This window comes from Johnsonella ignava ATCC 51276 (genome assembly GCF_000235445.1).
GTDB lineage: Bacteria > Bacillota > Clostridia > Lachnospirales > Lachnospiraceae > Johnsonella > Johnsonella ignava.
This window is the reverse complement of sequence record NZ_JH378835.1, coordinates 14104-32256: the sequence shown is the minus strand read 5'-3', so window position 1 is coordinate 32256 and position 18153 is coordinate 14104. Positions and strand designations below refer to the sequence as shown.

Sequence of the window (18153 nt, the reverse complement as noted above, 5' to 3'; positions counted from 1 at the left end):
GCAGAATGATTTTAAAAGGAATAAATCTGGAAAAAAGTTATGATAATGCAGTACTTAAAACAAAGGTGTTAAAAGGAGTTGATATTGAACTTAAAGAGGGGGAATTTGTATCAATTATGGGCAAGTCAGGTTCGGGAAAATCTACATTACTAAATATTTTATCCTCTCTGGATGCTCCGGATAACGGAGAACTTTACTTTGAAGGAAGAAAAATCACACATCTTGAAGAGGAAGAAGCTGCAAAGCTTCGCCGGGAATCTTTCGGCTTTGTGTTTCAGCTGCCTAAAATGGTACGAAATCTCAGCATCATGGATAATATCCTCCTTCCATCAGTAAGTTACAGGAAGAATAAGAAAGAACTGATCGCTAAGGCACAGGAACTTATGAAAAAAATAGGAATTGAGCAAATCGCAGACAACAGGATTTCTCAGGCTTCAGGCGGGCAGCTGCAACGTGCCGGAATATGCCGTGCACTTATTAATGATCCGAAGATTCTTTTTGCGGATGAGCCTACCGGAGCGCTGGATTCAAAAACAGGTCAGGAAGTGCTTGAACTTTTTTCTACATTGCATGCAGAAGGAAAGAGCATTCTTATGGTTACTCATGATATTCAGGTGGCATCAAGGGCGGATCGGGTAATATTTATGAAAGATGGTTTTTTAGTCGGAGAAATTAAGCCCGGTGCCGACCGTAAAGAGGGTTTGAAGAAAATTCAGGAGGCGGTGAATTCCTTATAGGATAGAGAGGTATTTAAATGTTATAAGAAAAGAATCCGAGTTTATAAGAGCCGGTGCAAAGATAGATAAGAGAGGCATTTAAACATTATAAGAAAATAATAGGAATTTTTACAGGAATGATTTTTTCACAAAAATGAAATTTTAAATAATATATATCAAAACGGAAATACAATAAAAATATATTATATATAAAAGCAAAAAACATAATTTAATTTTTGATATTTATATTGACAATAGCTTGACATATTCATCAAAATGGAATATTATTATATTGCAATGAGAATATATTCACAAAAATGAAGAAATGAGGCATTATGATTAAGGTCAATGAATATTTTTCCGGCAATGTAAAATCTATAGCTGTGCAAAATTCGGATGGAGAACAAACAGTAGGCGTAATGAAAGCGGGAGAATATAAGTTTTCAACATCCAAAAAGGAATTTATGTTTGTAGCTAGTGGACAGATGGATGTGAAACTTCCCGGTGAGTCGGAATTTAAGAGTTTTTCAAATCATGGAAGCTTTGTTGTGGAAGCAAATCAGAGTTTTGATGTGATAGTCAAAGAAGATACGATCTATATTTGCAGATATGAGTAATTAAACTTAATCACATTGCAAAACAGTGTTACGTCAATAAGAATGAAACAGGGGAGTACGATGGAACATTTGTTGTTAGATATACAAAAATATTCAATACATAATGGAGAGGGTATCAGAACTACTATATTTTTTAAAGGCTGTCCGCTCAAATGTAAATGGTGTCATAATCCTGAAAGTCAGTCATATCGGGCAGAGATCATGTATAATAAAGAAAAATGTGTTTCCTGTATGCGCTGTTTAATGAAATGCCCACAAAAAGGCATTGTTGAGAAGGATGGATTTTATCCTGTTCCCAGAGATAAATGCGATGCTTGTGCTACCTGTGTTGATTTTTGTATCTACGGTGCGAGAGAAAAAGCAGGCAGGTTATATTCTGTAGATGAGGTCATAAAAGAGATTGAAAAAGATAAAATGTTCTATGAGCAGTCTAATGGTGGGGTAACTCTATCAGGCGGAGAGGTGATGACCCAGGACATCAATTTTATCTTACAGATCCTGAAAAGATGTGATCGTATGGGTTATAATGTGAACATTGATACCTGTGGATATTCAAGTTTTGAACGTTTTGAAAAAATTTTACCTTATGTAGATACTTTCTTGTATGACATTAAACATATTGATCCTGACAAACATCGATTATTAACCGGTAAGGATAATGTACTTATTTTAGATAATCTAAAGAAGCTAAATGATAAAAATGGAAAAATTCATATTCGAATCCCTGTGATCGAAGGGGTCAACAGCGATGATGAGAATATCAATGGAATTGCAGATTTTATCAAGGATATGAATATTACGATGGTGAGTTTACTGCCTTATCATGCGATCGGTCAAGGGAAGTATGATCGTATTGATATGGAGTACGAGGGAACGGATTTTTCTGCTCCGGGCGAAGAACGCATGCTGGAGATTAAAAATATTTTTGAACGGAAAAATATACCTGTAAAAATTGGAGGTTAAAATGGAAAACAGAGGAATGAACGAAAGAATTAAAAGTCTTAGAAAGCAGAGTGTTGAAGCGGTTCCGCATATTTACATCGAGCGTGCAAAATTGATTACAGATGCTTATAAGATGTATGAGGGCACAGTTTCGGTTCCGGAGCTGAGAGCGCTTGCATTCAAGCATTTTATGGAGAACAGAAGTCTGTGTATCAATGACCATGAACTGATAGTAGGTGAAAAAGGAGATTCTCCTCAGGCAGCACCTACATTTCCTGAGCTTTGTTGCCATACCCTGGAAGATATGCATGTTATGGACTCCAGAGATATTATTTTCTTTAAGGTAAATGATAATGACAGAAAAATTCAGGAAGAAGAGATCATTCCATTTTGGGAAAAACGTGCTCTTAGAAGCAAAATGCTGAATAATCTTGGAGAAGAATGGAAAAAGTGCTACGGAGCCGGCATTTTTACAGAATTTATGGAGCAAAGAGGTCCCGGGCATACTGTGGGTGGAGAAGTTTTCTATAGAAAGGGCTTTTTGGATCTTAAAGCGGAAGTTGAAACTCAGATCAATGCATTGGATTTTATAAATGATAAAGAAGCGCTTAGAAGAAAGCAGGAACTTGAAGCGATGAAGATCTGCTGCGATGCGATTATTATATATGCGGAAAGATATGCAAAATACGCAAAAGAGCTTGCCGAAAAAGAAAGTGATCCGGTAAGAAAAGCGGAGCTTCTTCAAATTGCACAAAACTGCCTTGTAGTACCTGCACATGCACCTGAGACATATTATCAGGCATTACAGATGTACTGGTTTGTGCATATCGGAGTTACAACTGAGCTTAACCCCTGGGATGCGTTTAGTCCGGGAAGATTGGATCAGCATCTGTATCCATTCTATAAGAATGATACGGCAAAAGGCATTTTAGATGATACAAAAGCTTTGGAACTTCTTGAATGTCTGTGGGTTAAATTCAATAATCAGCCGGCACCGCCAAAGGTCGGCATCACTTTGAAAGAAAGTTCAACTTATACGGATTTTGCAAATATAAATACAGGCGGTATCGCTCCGGACGGAAGTGATGGTGTTAATGAGGTCAGCTACCTGATCCTTGACTGTATGGATGAGATGAGATTGCTTCAGCCAAGCTCTAATGTTCAGATAAGTAAAAAGACACCGCAAAAATTCCTTAAGAGAGCCTGTGAGATTTCAAGAAGAGGCTGGGGACAGCCTGCATTTTACAATACCGAATCGATCGTTCAGGAACTTTTGAATGCAGGAAAGACATTGGAAGATGCAAGAAGAGGCGGAACCAGCGGATGTGTCGAGACCGGTGCTTTTGGAAATGAAGCCTATATCCTGACAGGATATCTGAACCTTCCTAAAATCGTTGAGCTGACAATATATAACGGATTTGATAAAGTATCAAACCAGCAGTTAGGGCCGAAAACCGGTGATGCAAAGGACTTCAAAACTTATGGAGAGTTCTTTGAAGCTTATAAAAAGCAGGTAGAGTATTTTGTAAATATTAAGATCGAAGGAAATAATATTATTGAAAAGATCTATGCGGAGTATATGCCGGTGCCGTTCCTTTCTCTTGTTACAAATGGATGTATCAAATCAGGAAAAGACTATAATGCCGGTGGAGCAAAATATAACACAAACTATATTCAAGGTGTAGGAATCGGAACAATCACAGATTCATTAGCTGCAATCAAGTATAATGTCTTTGATAATAAAAAGTTCTCAATGGAAGAATTGCAGAAGGCACTTGATGCGAACTTTGAGGGTTATGAAGAGATACATCATCTTGTAACCAATAAGACACCGAAGTACGGTAATGACGATGACTATGCGGACGATATCATGAAATCGGTATTTGATCTGTATCGTGGAATGGTTGTGGGAAGACCGAATGTTAAGGGCGGAAAATACGGAATCAACATGCTGCCGACAACCTGCCATGTTTATTTCGGTGAAGTTATGATGGCAAGTCCGAACGGACGTAAAGCACATCTGCCGGTTTCTGAAGGGATTTCTCCTGAAAAAGGTGCGGATGTGAAAGGACCTACGGCGGTTATAAAATCCTGCTCGAAGATGGATCACCTGGCAACAGGCGGAACTCTTCTTAATCAGAAGTTTACACCATCTGTTGTAGAGGGGGATCTGGGTCTTGAGAATATGGCAAATTTAATTCGTGCTTACTTTAATATGGACGGTCATCATATCCAGTTCAATGTAATTGATCGCAAGGTGCTGATTGACGCACAGAAGTATCCTGAAAACTACAAAGATCTGATTGTACGTGTTGCAGGTTATTCCGACCACTTCCATAACCTGAGCAAAGTATTGCAGGACGAGATCATCGGAAGAACAGAACAAAGTTTTAGTTAGTATTTTAGGCGTGCTACTGGCACGCCTTGAAATTTTTTGATAAAATATAACAATGAGGTGAAAAACATGAATAAAAAAATTGGTTTTATAGGCTGCGGAAATATGGCGAAAGCGATGATAACAAGCATTATAAAAGCCGGGCTTGTAAGTCCGAAAGATATTTTTGCAAGTGATGCTTATCAGCCGGGTTTGGATGATGCGAAGACACGTCTGGGAATAAGTACGACTATGGATAACAAGGAAGTCGTAAAGACCTGTGATGTAATATTTCTTGCAGTTAAACCAAATATGTATGATTCTGTAATGAAAGAGCTTGCACCTTTAGGAGATGGAAAGATCTTTGTGTCAATTGCTCCCGGCAAGACTTTGGATTATCTTGAGAATGGTCTTGGAAAAAATACAAAAATACTTAGAACGATGCCGAATACTCCGGCAATGGTGGGTGCAGGTGTTACAGCGATTTGCCCAAATAAAAATATTACACAGGAAGATCAGGAGGTATTGGAGACTGTCATAGGCACTTTCGGTACAGTAGAGCGTATTGAGGAAAAGCTGTTTGATACGGTTGTTGCCGTTTCGGGATCTTCACCTGCATATGTATTTATGTTTATTGAAGCAATGGCAGATGCGGCAGTTCTTCAGGGAATGGCTCGTGATAAGGCATATCGTTTTGCAGCACAAGCCGTGCTTGGAAGTGCAAAAATGGTTCTTGAGACGAAGCGGCATCCCGGAGATTTAAAAGATATGGTTTGTTCACCGGGCGGGACTACGATTGAGGGAGTGGCGGTATTGGAAGAAAAAGGCATGCGCTTTGCTGTGATACAGGCGATGAATGCCGTACACGATAAATCGGGAAAGATGTAGATCTTTACTGTAATTTTATAAAAGAAACAGGTTAAAATATGAATAATTTGGATATTGGCAGCAGGGTACAGAACAGGCGGAAAGAACAAAAGATCACACTTAAGGAGCTGAGTGAACGTACGGGTCTATCAACGGGTTTTTTGTCCCAATTTGAGCGTGGGATGACATCAATTGCGATTGATTCACTTCAAAACATCGCAAAGATTTTAGGTATGGATATGGACAGTTTTTTTAATATACCAAAAAAATCAAGTTATGATGCAGAACCTATCATACGAAGTTATGATCGTAAAGTAGGCTCAGTCAATAAAAAATATGTCCAGTTTTATTTGGCAAAGGATCTTGAAAATGCAAAATTTTTGCCCAGACTTTATGAATTATGGCCCTCATCGGAGAATGATCATCTCAAAACCTATGTTCATGAGGGAGTAGAGTTTATTTATGTTTTAGAGGGTATTTTAACATTAAATTATAAAAATAAAGTGTATGAGATGTATCCTGAGGACACAGCCTATTTAGATTCAAAAACACCGCATAACTGGGAGAATAACACCAATAAGAAGGTGCGTATACTTGTTATCCATTATCCGAATCCGTTTATTCAAAACGATGCTAATACACGCACAGATGAACATGAAAAATAGATAGATTTTTTAAGAGCTGCAGTCATTACAGCTCTTTTTTATTTAAAATTTTTTGTATTTAAGTACCGCTTTATAAGGGGGTTATTTGCATTTTTTTCTATATTCAGTAGGTTTCATTCCCGTATGCCGTCTAAACATATCGGATAGGCTGCTGAGATATTTATATCCGGTCATTTCAGCAATCAGGGATACCGGAAGTTTAGTATCTCTAAGGAGACGCTCGGCATGTGTAATACGACGTGCAACTATATATTGCTGAATGCTCATATGGTATACATATTTGAATATATATTTAAGTTTTGCCTGACTCATACATGTAATATGGGCAAGAAAATCCATTCGTATATCTTCATCACAATGATCGTTAATATAATTAGCTGCGGATATAACGGCATCAAGATCATCACCGGCTATGGAAAGTCTTTGCCTGACATGTTTTTTATTATATTTTTTCGCCTTTTCAAGGATTATAGAAAGTGCTTCATTTACCTTGCTTTCATAGAAAAGTTTTGCCGATATACCATCTCCTGTATAAGTTTTGATTTGATTAAAAATAATGATCAGTTCAGGGAAATCGGTACAGCCGTCTATACGCTCAAATGCTTTTGAAGGATTTTCATAGATAGACGGGTACTGTTCGCTTAAAAAACCCTTATAATATTCAGGCATAAAAGTAATACTTACGCTGTTTATCGGGATTTTTTTGTGTATAATCATACGATATTCACTTTTTTTTCCGACATAAGCCTGAATTGTTCCGGCTGCCAGGCGGCGGTACGGAGTCAGTATTTCTCCGGAAACAGAATAAAAATAGCCTATACAGATATATTCCGGTTGTTCAAATACACAGCATGTATCTGCATAGTGAGTTTGATTCATAACAGTGATGGCAATGTATGGATTACATTGATATATCCAGCAGTATCCCGTGCCAAGTTCAGGATTCATTTTGTAAAACCTGCCATTAGGATTAAAACCGGGTACGGGTTCACATGGAATAACGCCTCTGTCTACAAAAATATCACTGTACATTTTTTCTAATTGTTTGTCCATAGAATTGAATTTTCTCCATTCGGTAAATGATTTAGGCTGATAGCTAATAATTATTTTTTTTATTGACACTAAAAATGTTTATAAATAAGATGAAATTAAGGTTATTGGAATATTTATTTGCGATATAACTTAAGTAAATTATATATTAAGAAAATTAAGCTTTCAAGTTTTTTGTAAAAGGAGGTAAGAAATCATGAAGGTTGTTTTTCTTGTATTCAGCCCGTCAGGGCATACCCTGCTTACAGCACAAAATTTTATGAATATGCTTGAAAACAAAGGGGTTTCATGTGATATGATTAACATTACTAAAAATGATAATTATATTCAGAAAGAGGATATTACACATACATTGTATAGTGATATTGGGGAACATTGTATGTTAGTAGTCTGTGCTCCAATATATGCAGGGCATTGTGAACAAAATATGCTCAGAATTATACATATGCTGCCGAAGAGAAAGAACGGGCGGATTCCGGCGATTTTGCTTGTAACATATGGAGGAGTACATAGCAGTGTGGCATTGGAAGAAATGGGAAAAGGGATTCGCAGTCGGGGATATATCCCGATTATGGGCATTAAGATTGCCGCAGAACATACATTAACAGCAACTTTCAAAAAGAGGATAAACCGGCAGCTGCCGGGGGAGAAAGAGCAACAGGTCCTTGCGGAAGCGGCTGAAATAGCAGTAAATGTATTAAACGGCAAAACAGATGCAGTTGATGCAAAAAAAGCGCTTGAATATGCACCGTTTCCTAAACGCCTTATGTTTCGCATTTTAAGTCAGGAAAAGATTCATGGAAAATATAAGAAAGTGGCAATCAATTCACAAATTTGCAACGGTTGCGGGCAATGCATCCGTGCCTGTCCTGTTAACATGTTTGCATGTGTTGATAATAAAGTACAATTGATACGAAATCCGGGGCATTGTATTTTATGTGCAGAGTGCTATCATCATTGTTCTGCGGGGGCTATCATACATCCTTATATCGAGGTTGCCAGAAAGAGACTTTCAGACGGTTTTGCAGAACTTGAAAATCCGCAGTCCGCTGTTTATCACTAAGATTATGTAAAGTGAAAAATCTGCAATTTTAGAAATATTAACTTTTTGAATTTAGGAATTTTTATACATTTTAAAATTCTATTTAAGCAGCAATAATATAATGTATGAAACTGCTGTAAATAAGGCTGATATAATACTCATCGTTATACATCCTTTTAAAAAACCTATAAAGTGGAAAATATAATTTTTATTAGCATTACAGGTTTCGGTTCCGGGCAATAAGAAATATTTAACTGACAGGCTACAGATTAGAAGCCAGTCAATAATAAACAAGTCTATGATATTCCAGGTTATGCAAATAATCCATAAATGGAAAAATATTTTTGAAAACGATAATTCTTTACCGTTATATTCTAAAATTGCAAATGATATAAGTAATCCGAACAGTATTAAAAAACTTATGGCTGCAAAAATAATTCCGTTTCGTTTATGTTTTTTTGACGGTTTTGAAATATTTGCAGCTTTTCTTACATCATCAGGATAATCATGTTCAATAGTAAATGGAAATATTCTGATTGATATAGACACCATAACAGTCCATAAAATTGACCAAAAAACTGCCTCTGTGAATATTATTTTAAAATTCAATGCTGGTTCACCTCATTTTTTATCATTTATAGCTGTATTTTACCACAATACCTTTGTTATGAAAATAAAGGCAAATGGAGTGGTATATACTGAAAAAATATGATATAATCACAGATGATGTTCCGGATATATATTTGTTAATAGTATATACTTACAACATCAAATAAAAATTTTTATATTAAAGGAGACAATATGGGGCTTTTGAGTGCAGGCTTAGATGCTGCCAGGGGAGTTCTCGCAGATCAGTGGAGAGAATATTTTTACTGTCCTTCACTTGGACCCGACATTCTTGTGAGAAAGGGTGAAAAGAGGGATACAGGCAGAGGGACTAATAAAGGCAGTGATAATATAATATCCAATGGTTCGATTATAGCTGTAAATGAAGGTCAGTGCATGATTATAGTTGAACAGGGGGCGGTAGTTGAGTTATGTGCTCAGTCGGGTGAGTTTATCTATGATAATTCTACTGAACCCAGTATATTTTACGGCGGGCTTGGAGAAGGAATAAAAGAAAGCTTTGCAACATTTGCACGAAGATTTACTCTTGGAGGATCTACAGGCAAGGATCAAAGAGTATATTTTTTTAATATGAAGGAGATCACAGGCAATAAGTACGGCACTGCCAATCCTGTACCTTTCAGGGTGGTTGACCGGAATATAGGGCTTGATATTGAGATATCTCTTCGTTGCCATGGCGAGTATTCATATAGATTTACGGATCCTATACTTTTTTACAAAAATATATGCGGCAACGTAGACTATGAGTACAAAAGGGATGGTATAGATTCACAGCTTAAGACGGAACTTCTTACGGCATTGCAGCCGGCATTTGCGAGAATATCCGATATGGGTATAAGATATTATTCAATTACTGCCCATACACAGGAGCTTTCAGCTGCATTAAATGAGATTCTTTCCGAAAAATGGGGCGGCAGATACGGTATAAAGATAGAGGCTTTTGGTGTAAGCTCAGTAAAGGCATCTGAAGAAGATGAAAAAATGATAAAAGAGCTGCAAAGAAATGCCGTTTTTAGAAATCCGAACATGGCAGCTGCACAAATTGTAGGAGCACAGTCGTCAGCGATGCAGTCGGCGGCTTCAAATGAATCGGCAGGTCCTATGATGGCATTTGCAGGAATGAATATGGCGGCAAATGCAGGCGGAGTAAATGCTCAAAGTTTATTTGCCATGGGTCAGCAGCAAAATCAGGCACCGCAGAATAACGCAGGTCAGAATATCGCTGATAACAATCAAAATAATACTTCAGCACAGGGTACTTCCGCTAATATGCAGGGAGCTGTGCCGGTTGCCATGCCTGCTGCGTCAGGTGAAGCTGCGGATTCAAATAATGCTTTTTGGGATTGCAGCTGCGGTACCAGAAATGCAGGTAAATTCTGTATGGAATGTGGAAAACCCAGACCGGTTGTACAAAATTACAGTTGTGGGAAATGCGGTTGGAAACCGAAAGACAGCGGCAATCCGCCAAAGTTTTGCCCTGAATGTGGGACTCCGTTTAACGGCAGCAGCAATGTGTAACAGATGAAAGTTATATAATGTATATAATAAAATAAATATTGTAAATAAGTTAAATAGATATAATAATATATGAATGACTAAAGCATATAAATTTATGTTTTGGTTCTGCCGACTTAAATTACATAAGATTAAAATTATTTGATTTACAGTTTTTTATGAAATATTTAAATAATAAATTATAAAAGAGGGATGATAAATTTATGAAGAAGAATTGTAATTTAATTAACAGATTGCTTGGTGTTTTTGTACTGTTTATTATTGTGGCATCAATTGCCGCTTGCGGAGGTTCAGGAGGAAAGTCTGTATTTACAAAGACTGAGACAGATACAACTACTACATTGGAATTGATACATGATAAAGATACTATAACCAAAATCAATGTAAATTCGGTTACGGATGCAAAAAGCGCAAGTGAAGAAGAGCAGAAAGTTGCAAAAGAGATGGCTGAAGCGGCGTATAAGGCTATAGACGGAATCGAAGTCAAGGTGGATTTTAAAGATGGAAAAATGATTATGGATTTATCAATTGACGTTGAAAAGGTTAAGAAAAGCAGTCCTGATATGATAAGTGGAATGATGGGTGTTAGTGCCGATAAAATAGGATCATTCGAGGAAGTTAAGAAAGCTTTGCTTGAGGAAGGATTTACTGAGAAAAAGTAATTTAAGGTAATAAAACTATATAATTTATTCTTTGTAAGGCGGGATATTTTATAAAGTCGGCAGTATAGAAATTTTAACGGATCATATTTAAAATACTGAAAATGATTTAAACAGATATTTGCCTGTTCCGGAAAATTATTAAAAAACCTTTCATCATTTAGGATGGGAGGTTTTTTAATATCAATTTGCAGTATATGCAGTATAATAAGCTCTGTTTTTGATTGACAGTATGTCGGTTTTTAAGTTTACCTGCAAATAGCGTGCCGCTTAATTTTAAATTTTAAGGATGGAGTTGCAATCAAAAATACAAGTAGAAAAAATGATAAATTAATAATAAAAAATAAATAATATTTAGATGATAAAAATAAAAATAAAAAGTATATTTAAAGAACAATCGAAAAAATGGTATACATTTTCATTCTGAGTAGTGCTATAATAGACGAAAAGGGTTATTGCCGCATTACTGCATTACTATACGGCAGAAACCTTATAAAACGGTCCGCCTATAATGACGGAGAATAAAGGAGGATACAGTTATGTCATGTACTACTATTTTAGTAGGAAAAAAGGCGAGTTTTGACGGTTCAACTATGGTTGCAAGGAATCATGATTCACCATCCGGAGTTTTTACAGCTAAAAAATTTACGGTTGTACAGCCGGATAAACAGCCCAGGCATTATCGCTCAGTTCTTTCACATGTTGAAATAGAGCTTCCGGATAATCCGCTTCGTTTTACAGCACTTCCGAATGCTATCCCAAATGACGGGATTTGGGATACCGCCGGTGTAAATGCTAAAAACATATCAATGACTGCAACGGAAACTATCACAAGCAATGAGAGAGTGCTTGCAGCAGATCCGTTAGTAAATTTTATACCTGCAAAGGACGGCACTCCTGAAAAGGCAGGCGGTATAGGCGAGGAGGACATGGTAACAATAGTGCTTCCTTACATACATAGTGCAAGAGAGGGTGTGGAAAGACTTGGAGCTCTTCTTGAAAAGTACGGAACCTATGAGATGAACGGAATCGCTTTTCAGGATCTTGATGAGATATGGTGGCTTGAAACCATAGGCGGACATCATTGGATGGCAAAGAGGGTTCCTGACGATGCTTATGTTGTAATGCCAAATCAGCTCGGCATAGACAATTTTGATCTTGATGATGCATTTGGCAAAAAGAAAAGTCATCTCTGTTCTGCCGATTTAAGGGAGTTTATAAAGGATAATCATCTTGATCTCTCATTAGGCAAAAAGTTTAATCCAAGGGATGCTTTCGGAAGCCATTCAGATGCCGACCATGTGTATAATACTCCAAGAGCGTGGTTTATGGGAAGATACCTCAATCCGCATACATATAAATGGGACGGACCTGATGCTCAGTATCGTCCCGATTCCGATGATATTCCATGGAGCTTTGTGCCTGAAAGAAAAATAACCGTTGAAGATATAAAATATGTGCTTTCAGCTTATTTCCAGGGAACACCTTATAATTGTTATGGAAAACATGGGGATTTAAGTGAAAAAGGCAAATTCCGTCCTATGGGTATAAACCGCAACAGTGTTTTGGAGCTTACACAGCTTCGCCCGTATGTGCCTGCTGAAATTCGTGCTGTTGAATGGCTTGCATTCGGCTCAAATGCTTTTAATGCATTTGTACCGTTTTATGCAAATATAGAAAACACACCTGAATATTTTGCAAATACTACTGAACTTGTAACAACCGAAAGCTTTTACTGGGCTAACCGTATAGCGGGTGCACTTGCAGATGCCCAATTCGGTTCATGCAGTTCACATATAGAGCGTTATCAGGCAGCTCTGCCGATAGAAGCAGGACGTGTAATACATGAATATGATAAAAAGTTTGTAGATGGAAAAATCAGTAAAAAACAGGTTGTGAAGCTGCTTGAAGAAGCAAATGAGAAGATTTCACAGATAGCTAAAAAGCAAACCTACGAGCTTATAAACAATGTTCTGTATGAGGTAAGCTGTGCTATGAAAAACGGATTTTCAAGATCTGATTCGTAATTTTTGTAATTTTTGATTTTTTAAAGAATAAGATTGTGTGTTCAAAAACATAGTGGGGCTGTAAAAAACTGCCATTTCAAACAAAAACAACTCCTAAATTTGCAAATTCCGGTACAGGAATTGTTTAAATTTAGGAGTTTTTTATAGCCTTTAATAATTGAAATTAAGAGGAATTTTAATAATGAAAAACTCATCGCTTTATTATAGCGTAGGTGCACTTTTATACTGTCCGGCAGTTAACGGCAGTATTGCAGATTCGATTATAAATGAGAGATTCGGAAAGAATTATTCACTTGCTCTTTGTCTTGAGGACACTATAAATGACAGCTTCGTTGAAAAAGCTCAGATGCTGCTGTGTGCTTCTATAGAAAAGATATATAATGCTTTTATCAAAACTGAATTTTATCTGCCTAAGATATTTATACGTGTAAGAAATCCTAAACAGATGCTTTCTGTACATAAAAGGCTGGGTGAGGCTGCCGGTATAGTTTCGGGTTTTATAGCACCGAAGTTTTCCCCTGTAAATTCGGCAGATTATATTAATATACTTACCGACATTAATTTAATGTCTAAAAAGCCTTTATATCTTATGCCTATATATGAGAGCATGACACTTGTTAACCTGAAAACAAGATTTGATATATTGTATGAGCTTAAGGAACAGCTTGATAATGCCGGGGAGATCATACTTAATATACGGGTAGGCGGCAATGATTTATGTCATATATTCGGATTCAGGAGAAATGATAATGAGTCAATACATATGATCGGAGCTATATCACGTATATTTGCAGATATTATAACGGTATACGGACCGGAATATGTGGTTTCAGGTCCGGTATGGGAATATTTTGACGGAAAAGGCTGGGAGCAGGGTATGAAAAAAGAGATAGCTGATGACAAGCTGTGCGGCTTTATAGGCAAGACCGTCATACACCCGAAACAGATAGAAGTGGTAAATGCTGCGTATTCAGTATCAAGAAAGGACTATGAGGCTGCGTATGCGGTGATGAACTGGGATAAAAAATCAAACACCCTTGTATCAGCCGATCATATGGGTGAACGTATGGATGAAAGAAATACGCATACAAACTGGGCAGAAAAGATACTGTTTTTATCCGAGATTTACGGTATAAGGGACTAAGCACTTAAAAAGGCTAATTACAGGTAGTTAAGTATTTTTCTATAAAATAAAAACAATTATCAAAATAATACTTTTATGGTATTATTAAGCAATAAATATACCATAAAAGGAGGGGTCATGTATTCCGAACATGAGCTTGTGTGTATAGCAAAAAGAGATAATAATTCGAAAAGGAGCTATCTTGTCGTCAATCGACTTCAGGGCAAGCACATACCTGTTGAAGCCTCAAAGGCTTTTTTAATGTTTAATGAGCTTGCCTTACAGTTAAAAAGGACGTATAAAGATGAAAAACTCCTTGTAATAGGTTTTGCAGAAACCGCAACTGCCATAGGCAGTGCTATAAGCGAAGTGCTTGATTGTTTTTATATACATACTACAAGAGAGGAACTTCCAGGAGTCGATTTTTTATATTTTTCGGAAGATCACAGCCATGCAGCACAGCAAAAACTGGCAGCAGGAGAAATTGACAGACTTGAGGGATGTATAGACAGGGTGATATTTGTAGAGGACGAGATAACCACAGGTAATACTATATTAAATATTATAAAGCTGCTTAAAAAGCACTACCCCTGGATCAGGCGATATTCTGCCGCTTCAATACTAAACGGCATGAACTGCAAAGACCTGCTGACATATGAATCAAATAAAATACAGCTCCACTATCTTGTAAAAACGGACAATTCACATTATCATACTGAAGCCGAAAGATGTGATGCCGGCGGGAGATATTTTATATGCACTGATTTTAATGATGTTTCTGATGATAATTTAAATAATGATTTAAATAAGGTTTTTAAAGATTACAATTTTAATGAATATAAATTTAATATTCTGCCTGTAAATCCGAGAAAGCTTGTACATAGCAGGGATTATACCGCTGCGGTAAATCTTCTCTGGGAAAATATAAAAAAAGATATTGAATTAAGCCGTTTTAATACGGTTCTTGTGCTTGGGACTGAAGAATTTATGTATCCTGCACTTTTTACAGCAAAAAAGCTTGAAGAATCAGGTATAAGCACAAGATGCCACTCAACCACAAGAAGTCCTATAAATGTAAGTGAAAATGCCGATTACCCGTTTCACACAAGATATGAACTTAAAAGTTTTTATGACTCTAATCGCATCACATATATATATAATATTGACAAGTATGACTGTGTACTTATAATTACCGATTCATCCGGAAATCTGCAACAGGGGGTAAAAAGCCTTGTTCAGGCACTTGCTGTTAACGGTATTACAACAATTTATATGGTGAGGTGGTGCTGATATGAGAACTTCATATGATACAGATGATGTGGTTTTGCTTTTAAAAGATGTAACCGGTCTTGTAAAACCACAGCCTGCAAAAGAGAGGGAGCGACTTATACAATCGGGCAGACACTATTGTGAGATGCTTCCGGTAGAATATGTTCCTACAAGTGAATATATGGATATGTATAAAAAAGCCCTTGAGCAATATGCGGCACCTACCGCTGCTGCAATTGGAAAGCTTGCCGACAAAATAATACATTTTAAAGGCGCTGATCCGGTTTTAATTTCAATTGCAAGAGCCGGCATACCTGTGGGTATACTTTTAAAAAGATTTATAAAAGCCAAATACAATCTTGACCTTAAGCATTACTCAATCTCAATAATAAGGGGCAGAGGTATTGATGACAATGCTCTTAAGTATATACTCGGACGGCATGCTCCTGAAAAGCTGTTATTTGTTGACGGTTGGATAGGTAAGGGGGCTATATTAAATGAGCTTAAAAAAGACCTTGATAATGAGGCATACACAGGTATATCACCGGACATAGCGGTTGTTTCGGATCCGGCATATGTAACGAGGCTTTGCGGAACGCATGAAGATATACTTATACCCAGCTCATGCCTTAACTGCACCGTTTCAGGTCTTATAAGCAGGACATTTTTAAGAGATGATATCATAAAGTGTGATGATTTTCACGGTGCGGTATACTACGGAGAGCTTAAGGATAACGATCTTTCATACGGTTTTATAGAAGAGGTGGAAAAGCATTTTGATATAAGCGTTACTGATAATATACTGCAAGGTTCTGATGATACTATACCCGGTTTAAATTGCGGCATGAATGAAGTTCTTGAAATCGCACATCATTTTAACATACCGGATATTAACTTTATAAAACCCGGCATAGGTGAAACTACAAGAGTTCTTTTAAGGCGTATACCGTGGAAAATACTTGTAGATCCCTCATATAAAGACGATATGACACTCAGGCATATTATAAGACTGGCACATGAAAAGAATACCAGAGTGCAGTTTTACAGTTTAAAAAATTACAAATGCTGCGGTATAATTAAAAAGCTTGCAGATATATGATATATAAAATGATATAAAAATTTATATCAGGTAAAATAAACATTTATATATCAGGAGAAAAAGTATGACGCAACAAAATAAAGCAAAGATTTCATATGTATTTGCATTATTTCTATATGGAACTATGGCTGTATTATTAAAATACATAAATTTACCGATCGAATTTGTGGCTTTAATCAGAGGGATAGTAGGCAGTTTATTTTTACTTATACTTACCTTGCTTACAAGAGGGAAACTTGATATCAGCTCAATAAAAAAGAATTTTAAGTATTTACTGTTATCGGGCATGAGCCTTGGTATAAACTGGGTCTGTCTTTTCAGAGCATTTAGAGTAAGTACTGTATCAATATCCATACTTGTGGACTATATGGCACCTATATTTATGATAATTATATCACCGCTGCTTTTTAAGGAGCACCTTAATAAAAAGAAACTTATTTGCGTGTTTATAGCTTTTATAGGGCTTATAATGGTGTCCGGAGTTGTGGGCAGTGATATAAGGATGATTAATGTAGAGGGGCTCCTTTTGGCTGCCGGAGCAGGACTCGGTTTTATGGGTGTTATAATATTTAATAAGCTGATGGGAGATGTATCAGTCTATGACAAGGCGGTAGTGCAGATATCAATCGCCGCACTGACCGTAGTTCCTTTTGCTATAAAGGCAGTGCTTGAAACAAGTATAGTGTGGGACTTTAAGTCGGTTTTTTTAAGTTTTATTATGGGACTTGTAAGTACAGGAATGGCTTATTATTTTTATTTCTACGGCATAAGCGGTTTAAGTGTGCAGACAGTGGCAGTAGTGGGTTATGTAGAACCGGTGATAACGGTACTGTCTTCCGTAATTTTTCTAAAAGAATCTATGAGTATGGCTGCAATGGCAGGGGCGGTACTTATTATAGGAGCGGCTGTAAGCAGTGAACTTATATCAGGTCATGGGGAGGATAAGAAAGAATTAAACGGGTCTGCAATATAGTAATTTTGATTGCAAGGATTAAAATTATGTGTGAAAAAAAATGCCAAGAAAAGATAATATTTAATACAGGGACAGTAAATCAAAAAGATTTGCTGTTTTTTTGTTCAAAATCAGATATAAAAGCAACTGTATGATAATACCGAATAAAGGAAAAAAGTATGTCTTTTTAGAGTATAATTATAATCAGCAAAATAAAGCAGCTGTCAAATCCACATACATATATTATTTTATGGTAAAATGAAAAAGTTACTTCCAGTTATCTTTCCTTATCCTGATTTTAGTTTTTCAATAAGTACTTTATGAAAGACTTACTTCCGGCTATCCTATTACCTGTGATGTTCATAGGAGAAAGGATGACTATTATGAAAGCAAAACATTTAACTTTAGATGACAGGAAAGCCATTCAGGAAGGCATAGAAAGACGTCTTTCAAAAACTGCCATAGCTAAATCTATTTCCAAAGATCCTACTACTGTTGCCAAAGAAATAAAACTTCACAGAACAGTTAAACAGCGAAACCGTTTTAACTCTCCTGTCATGTGTGCTAAATTGAAAGAGTGACAAAAAACCACGTAAGTTCTGCTCGGAA

16 protein-coding genes and 1 pseudogene are annotated in these 18153 nt (G+C 36.7%); 15 read left to right on the top strand and 2 right to left on the bottom strand.

Translation table 11 applies throughout. The features are described from left to right. Window positions 1-5 precede the first annotated feature (5 nt). From HMPREF9333_RS08855 to HMPREF9333_RS08830, 6 genes are all read left to right on the top strand, one after another. A complete protein-coding gene (locus HMPREF9333_RS08855; RefSeq protein WP_156797320.1) occupies window positions 6-737 on the top strand; it encodes an ABC transporter ATP-binding protein in 732 nt (243 codons plus the stop codon). A 314-nt stretch (window positions 738-1051) separates the two neighbouring features. Then, window positions 1052-1333 carry a pyrimidine/purine nucleoside phosphorylase gene (gene ppnP, locus HMPREF9333_RS08850; protein WP_005541487.1) on the top strand — a complete coding sequence of 94 codons (282 nt, stop codon included), beginning with the start codon at window positions 1052-1054 and terminating at the stop codon, window positions 1331-1333. A 60-nt stretch (window positions 1334-1393) separates the two neighbouring features. After that, window positions 1394-2296, top strand: coding sequence for a glycyl-radical enzyme activating protein (locus HMPREF9333_RS08845; protein ID WP_005541486.1), 903 nt, complete (start codon window positions 1394-1396; stop codon window positions 2294-2296). Between the two features lies 1 nt (window position 2297). Further along, complete coding sequence (gene hypD / locus HMPREF9333_RS08840; protein WP_005541485.1) at window positions 2298-4673, top strand: trans-4-hydroxy-L-proline dehydratase; 2376 nt, start codon at window positions 2298-2300, stop codon at window positions 4671-4673. A gap of 66 nt (window positions 4674-4739) precedes the next feature. Then, a complete protein-coding gene (gene proC, locus HMPREF9333_RS08835) occupies window positions 4740-5537 on the top strand; it encodes a pyrroline-5-carboxylate reductase (protein ID WP_005541484.1) in 798 nt (265 codons plus the stop codon). Between the two features lie 38 nt (window positions 5538-5575). Continuing rightward, window positions 5576-6181 (top strand): helix-turn-helix domain-containing protein, encoded by a 606-nt coding sequence (locus tag HMPREF9333_RS08830; RefSeq protein WP_005541483.1) that lies wholly within the window; start codon window positions 5576-5578, stop codon window positions 6179-6181. A gap of 81 nt (window positions 6182-6262) precedes the next feature. Here HMPREF9333_RS08830 and HMPREF9333_RS08825 read toward each other — a convergent pair whose 3' ends face one another. Continuing rightward, on the bottom strand, window positions 6263-7234 hold the full coding sequence (locus tag HMPREF9333_RS08825; RefSeq protein ID WP_005541482.1) for a helix-turn-helix domain-containing protein: 972 nt from the start codon (window positions 7232-7234) through the stop codon (window positions 6263-6265). A 193-nt stretch (window positions 7235-7427) separates the two neighbouring features. Between HMPREF9333_RS08825 and HMPREF9333_RS08820 the strand changes: the two genes are divergently transcribed. Next, window positions 7428-8294: a 4Fe-4S binding protein gene (locus tag HMPREF9333_RS08820; protein ID WP_005541481.1), complete on the top strand. Its 867-nt coding sequence runs from the start codon at window positions 7428-7430 to the stop codon at window positions 8292-8294. A 78-nt stretch (window positions 8295-8372) separates the two neighbouring features. On the opposite strand, the gene HMPREF9333_RS08815 is transcribed toward HMPREF9333_RS08820, so the two are convergent. Then, window positions 8373-8882, bottom strand: coding sequence for a hypothetical protein (locus HMPREF9333_RS08815; protein WP_005541480.1), 510 nt, complete (start codon window positions 8880-8882; stop codon window positions 8373-8375). Between the two features lie 192 nt (window positions 8883-9074). Here HMPREF9333_RS08815 and HMPREF9333_RS08810 point away from each other — a divergent pair, with 192 nt between their 5' ends. The 8 genes and pseudogenes from HMPREF9333_RS08810 to HMPREF9333_RS08775 all read left to right on the top strand — a co-directional run. After that, window positions 9075-10418: an SPFH domain-containing protein gene (locus HMPREF9333_RS08810; protein ID WP_005541479.1), complete on the top strand. Its 1344-nt coding sequence runs from the start codon at window positions 9075-9077 to the stop codon at window positions 10416-10418. Between the two features lie 200 nt (window positions 10419-10618). Then, complete coding sequence (locus HMPREF9333_RS08805; RefSeq protein WP_005541477.1) at window positions 10619-11077, top strand: DUF1307 domain-containing protein; 459 nt, start codon at window positions 10619-10621, stop codon at window positions 11075-11077. A 536-nt stretch (window positions 11078-11613) separates the two neighbouring features. Further along, the gene (locus tag HMPREF9333_RS08800; RefSeq protein ID WP_005541476.1) at window positions 11614-13101 is read left to right on the top strand and encodes a C69 family dipeptidase; all 1488 of its coding nucleotides are present in this window, start codon (window positions 11614-11616) and stop codon (window positions 13099-13101) included. Window positions 13102-13282: 181 nt separating this feature from the next. After that, a complete protein-coding gene (locus tag HMPREF9333_RS08795) occupies window positions 13283-14245 on the top strand; it encodes an HpcH/HpaI aldolase/citrate lyase family protein (protein WP_005541474.1) in 963 nt (320 codons plus the stop codon). Between the two features lie 117 nt (window positions 14246-14362). Then, window positions 14363-15514, top strand: coding sequence for a phosphoribosyltransferase domain-containing protein (locus tag HMPREF9333_RS08790; RefSeq protein ID WP_005541473.1), 1152 nt, complete (start codon window positions 14363-14365; stop codon window positions 15512-15514). Between the two features lies 1 nt (window position 15515). Continuing rightward, window positions 15516-16592 carry a cysteine protease StiP family protein gene (locus tag HMPREF9333_RS08785; protein WP_005541472.1) on the top strand — a complete coding sequence of 359 codons (1077 nt, stop codon included), beginning with the start codon at window positions 15516-15518 and terminating at the stop codon, window positions 16590-16592. Window positions 16593-16656: 64 nt separating this feature from the next. Continuing rightward, window positions 16657-17565, top strand: a complete 909-nt coding sequence (locus HMPREF9333_RS08780) for a DMT family transporter (protein ID WP_005541471.1) — start codon at window positions 16657-16659, stop codon at window positions 17563-17565. 353 nt (window positions 17566-17918) lie between these two features. Further along, window positions 17919-18153, top strand: a pseudogene (locus tag HMPREF9333_RS08775) (helix-turn-helix domain-containing protein); the annotation flags it as partial.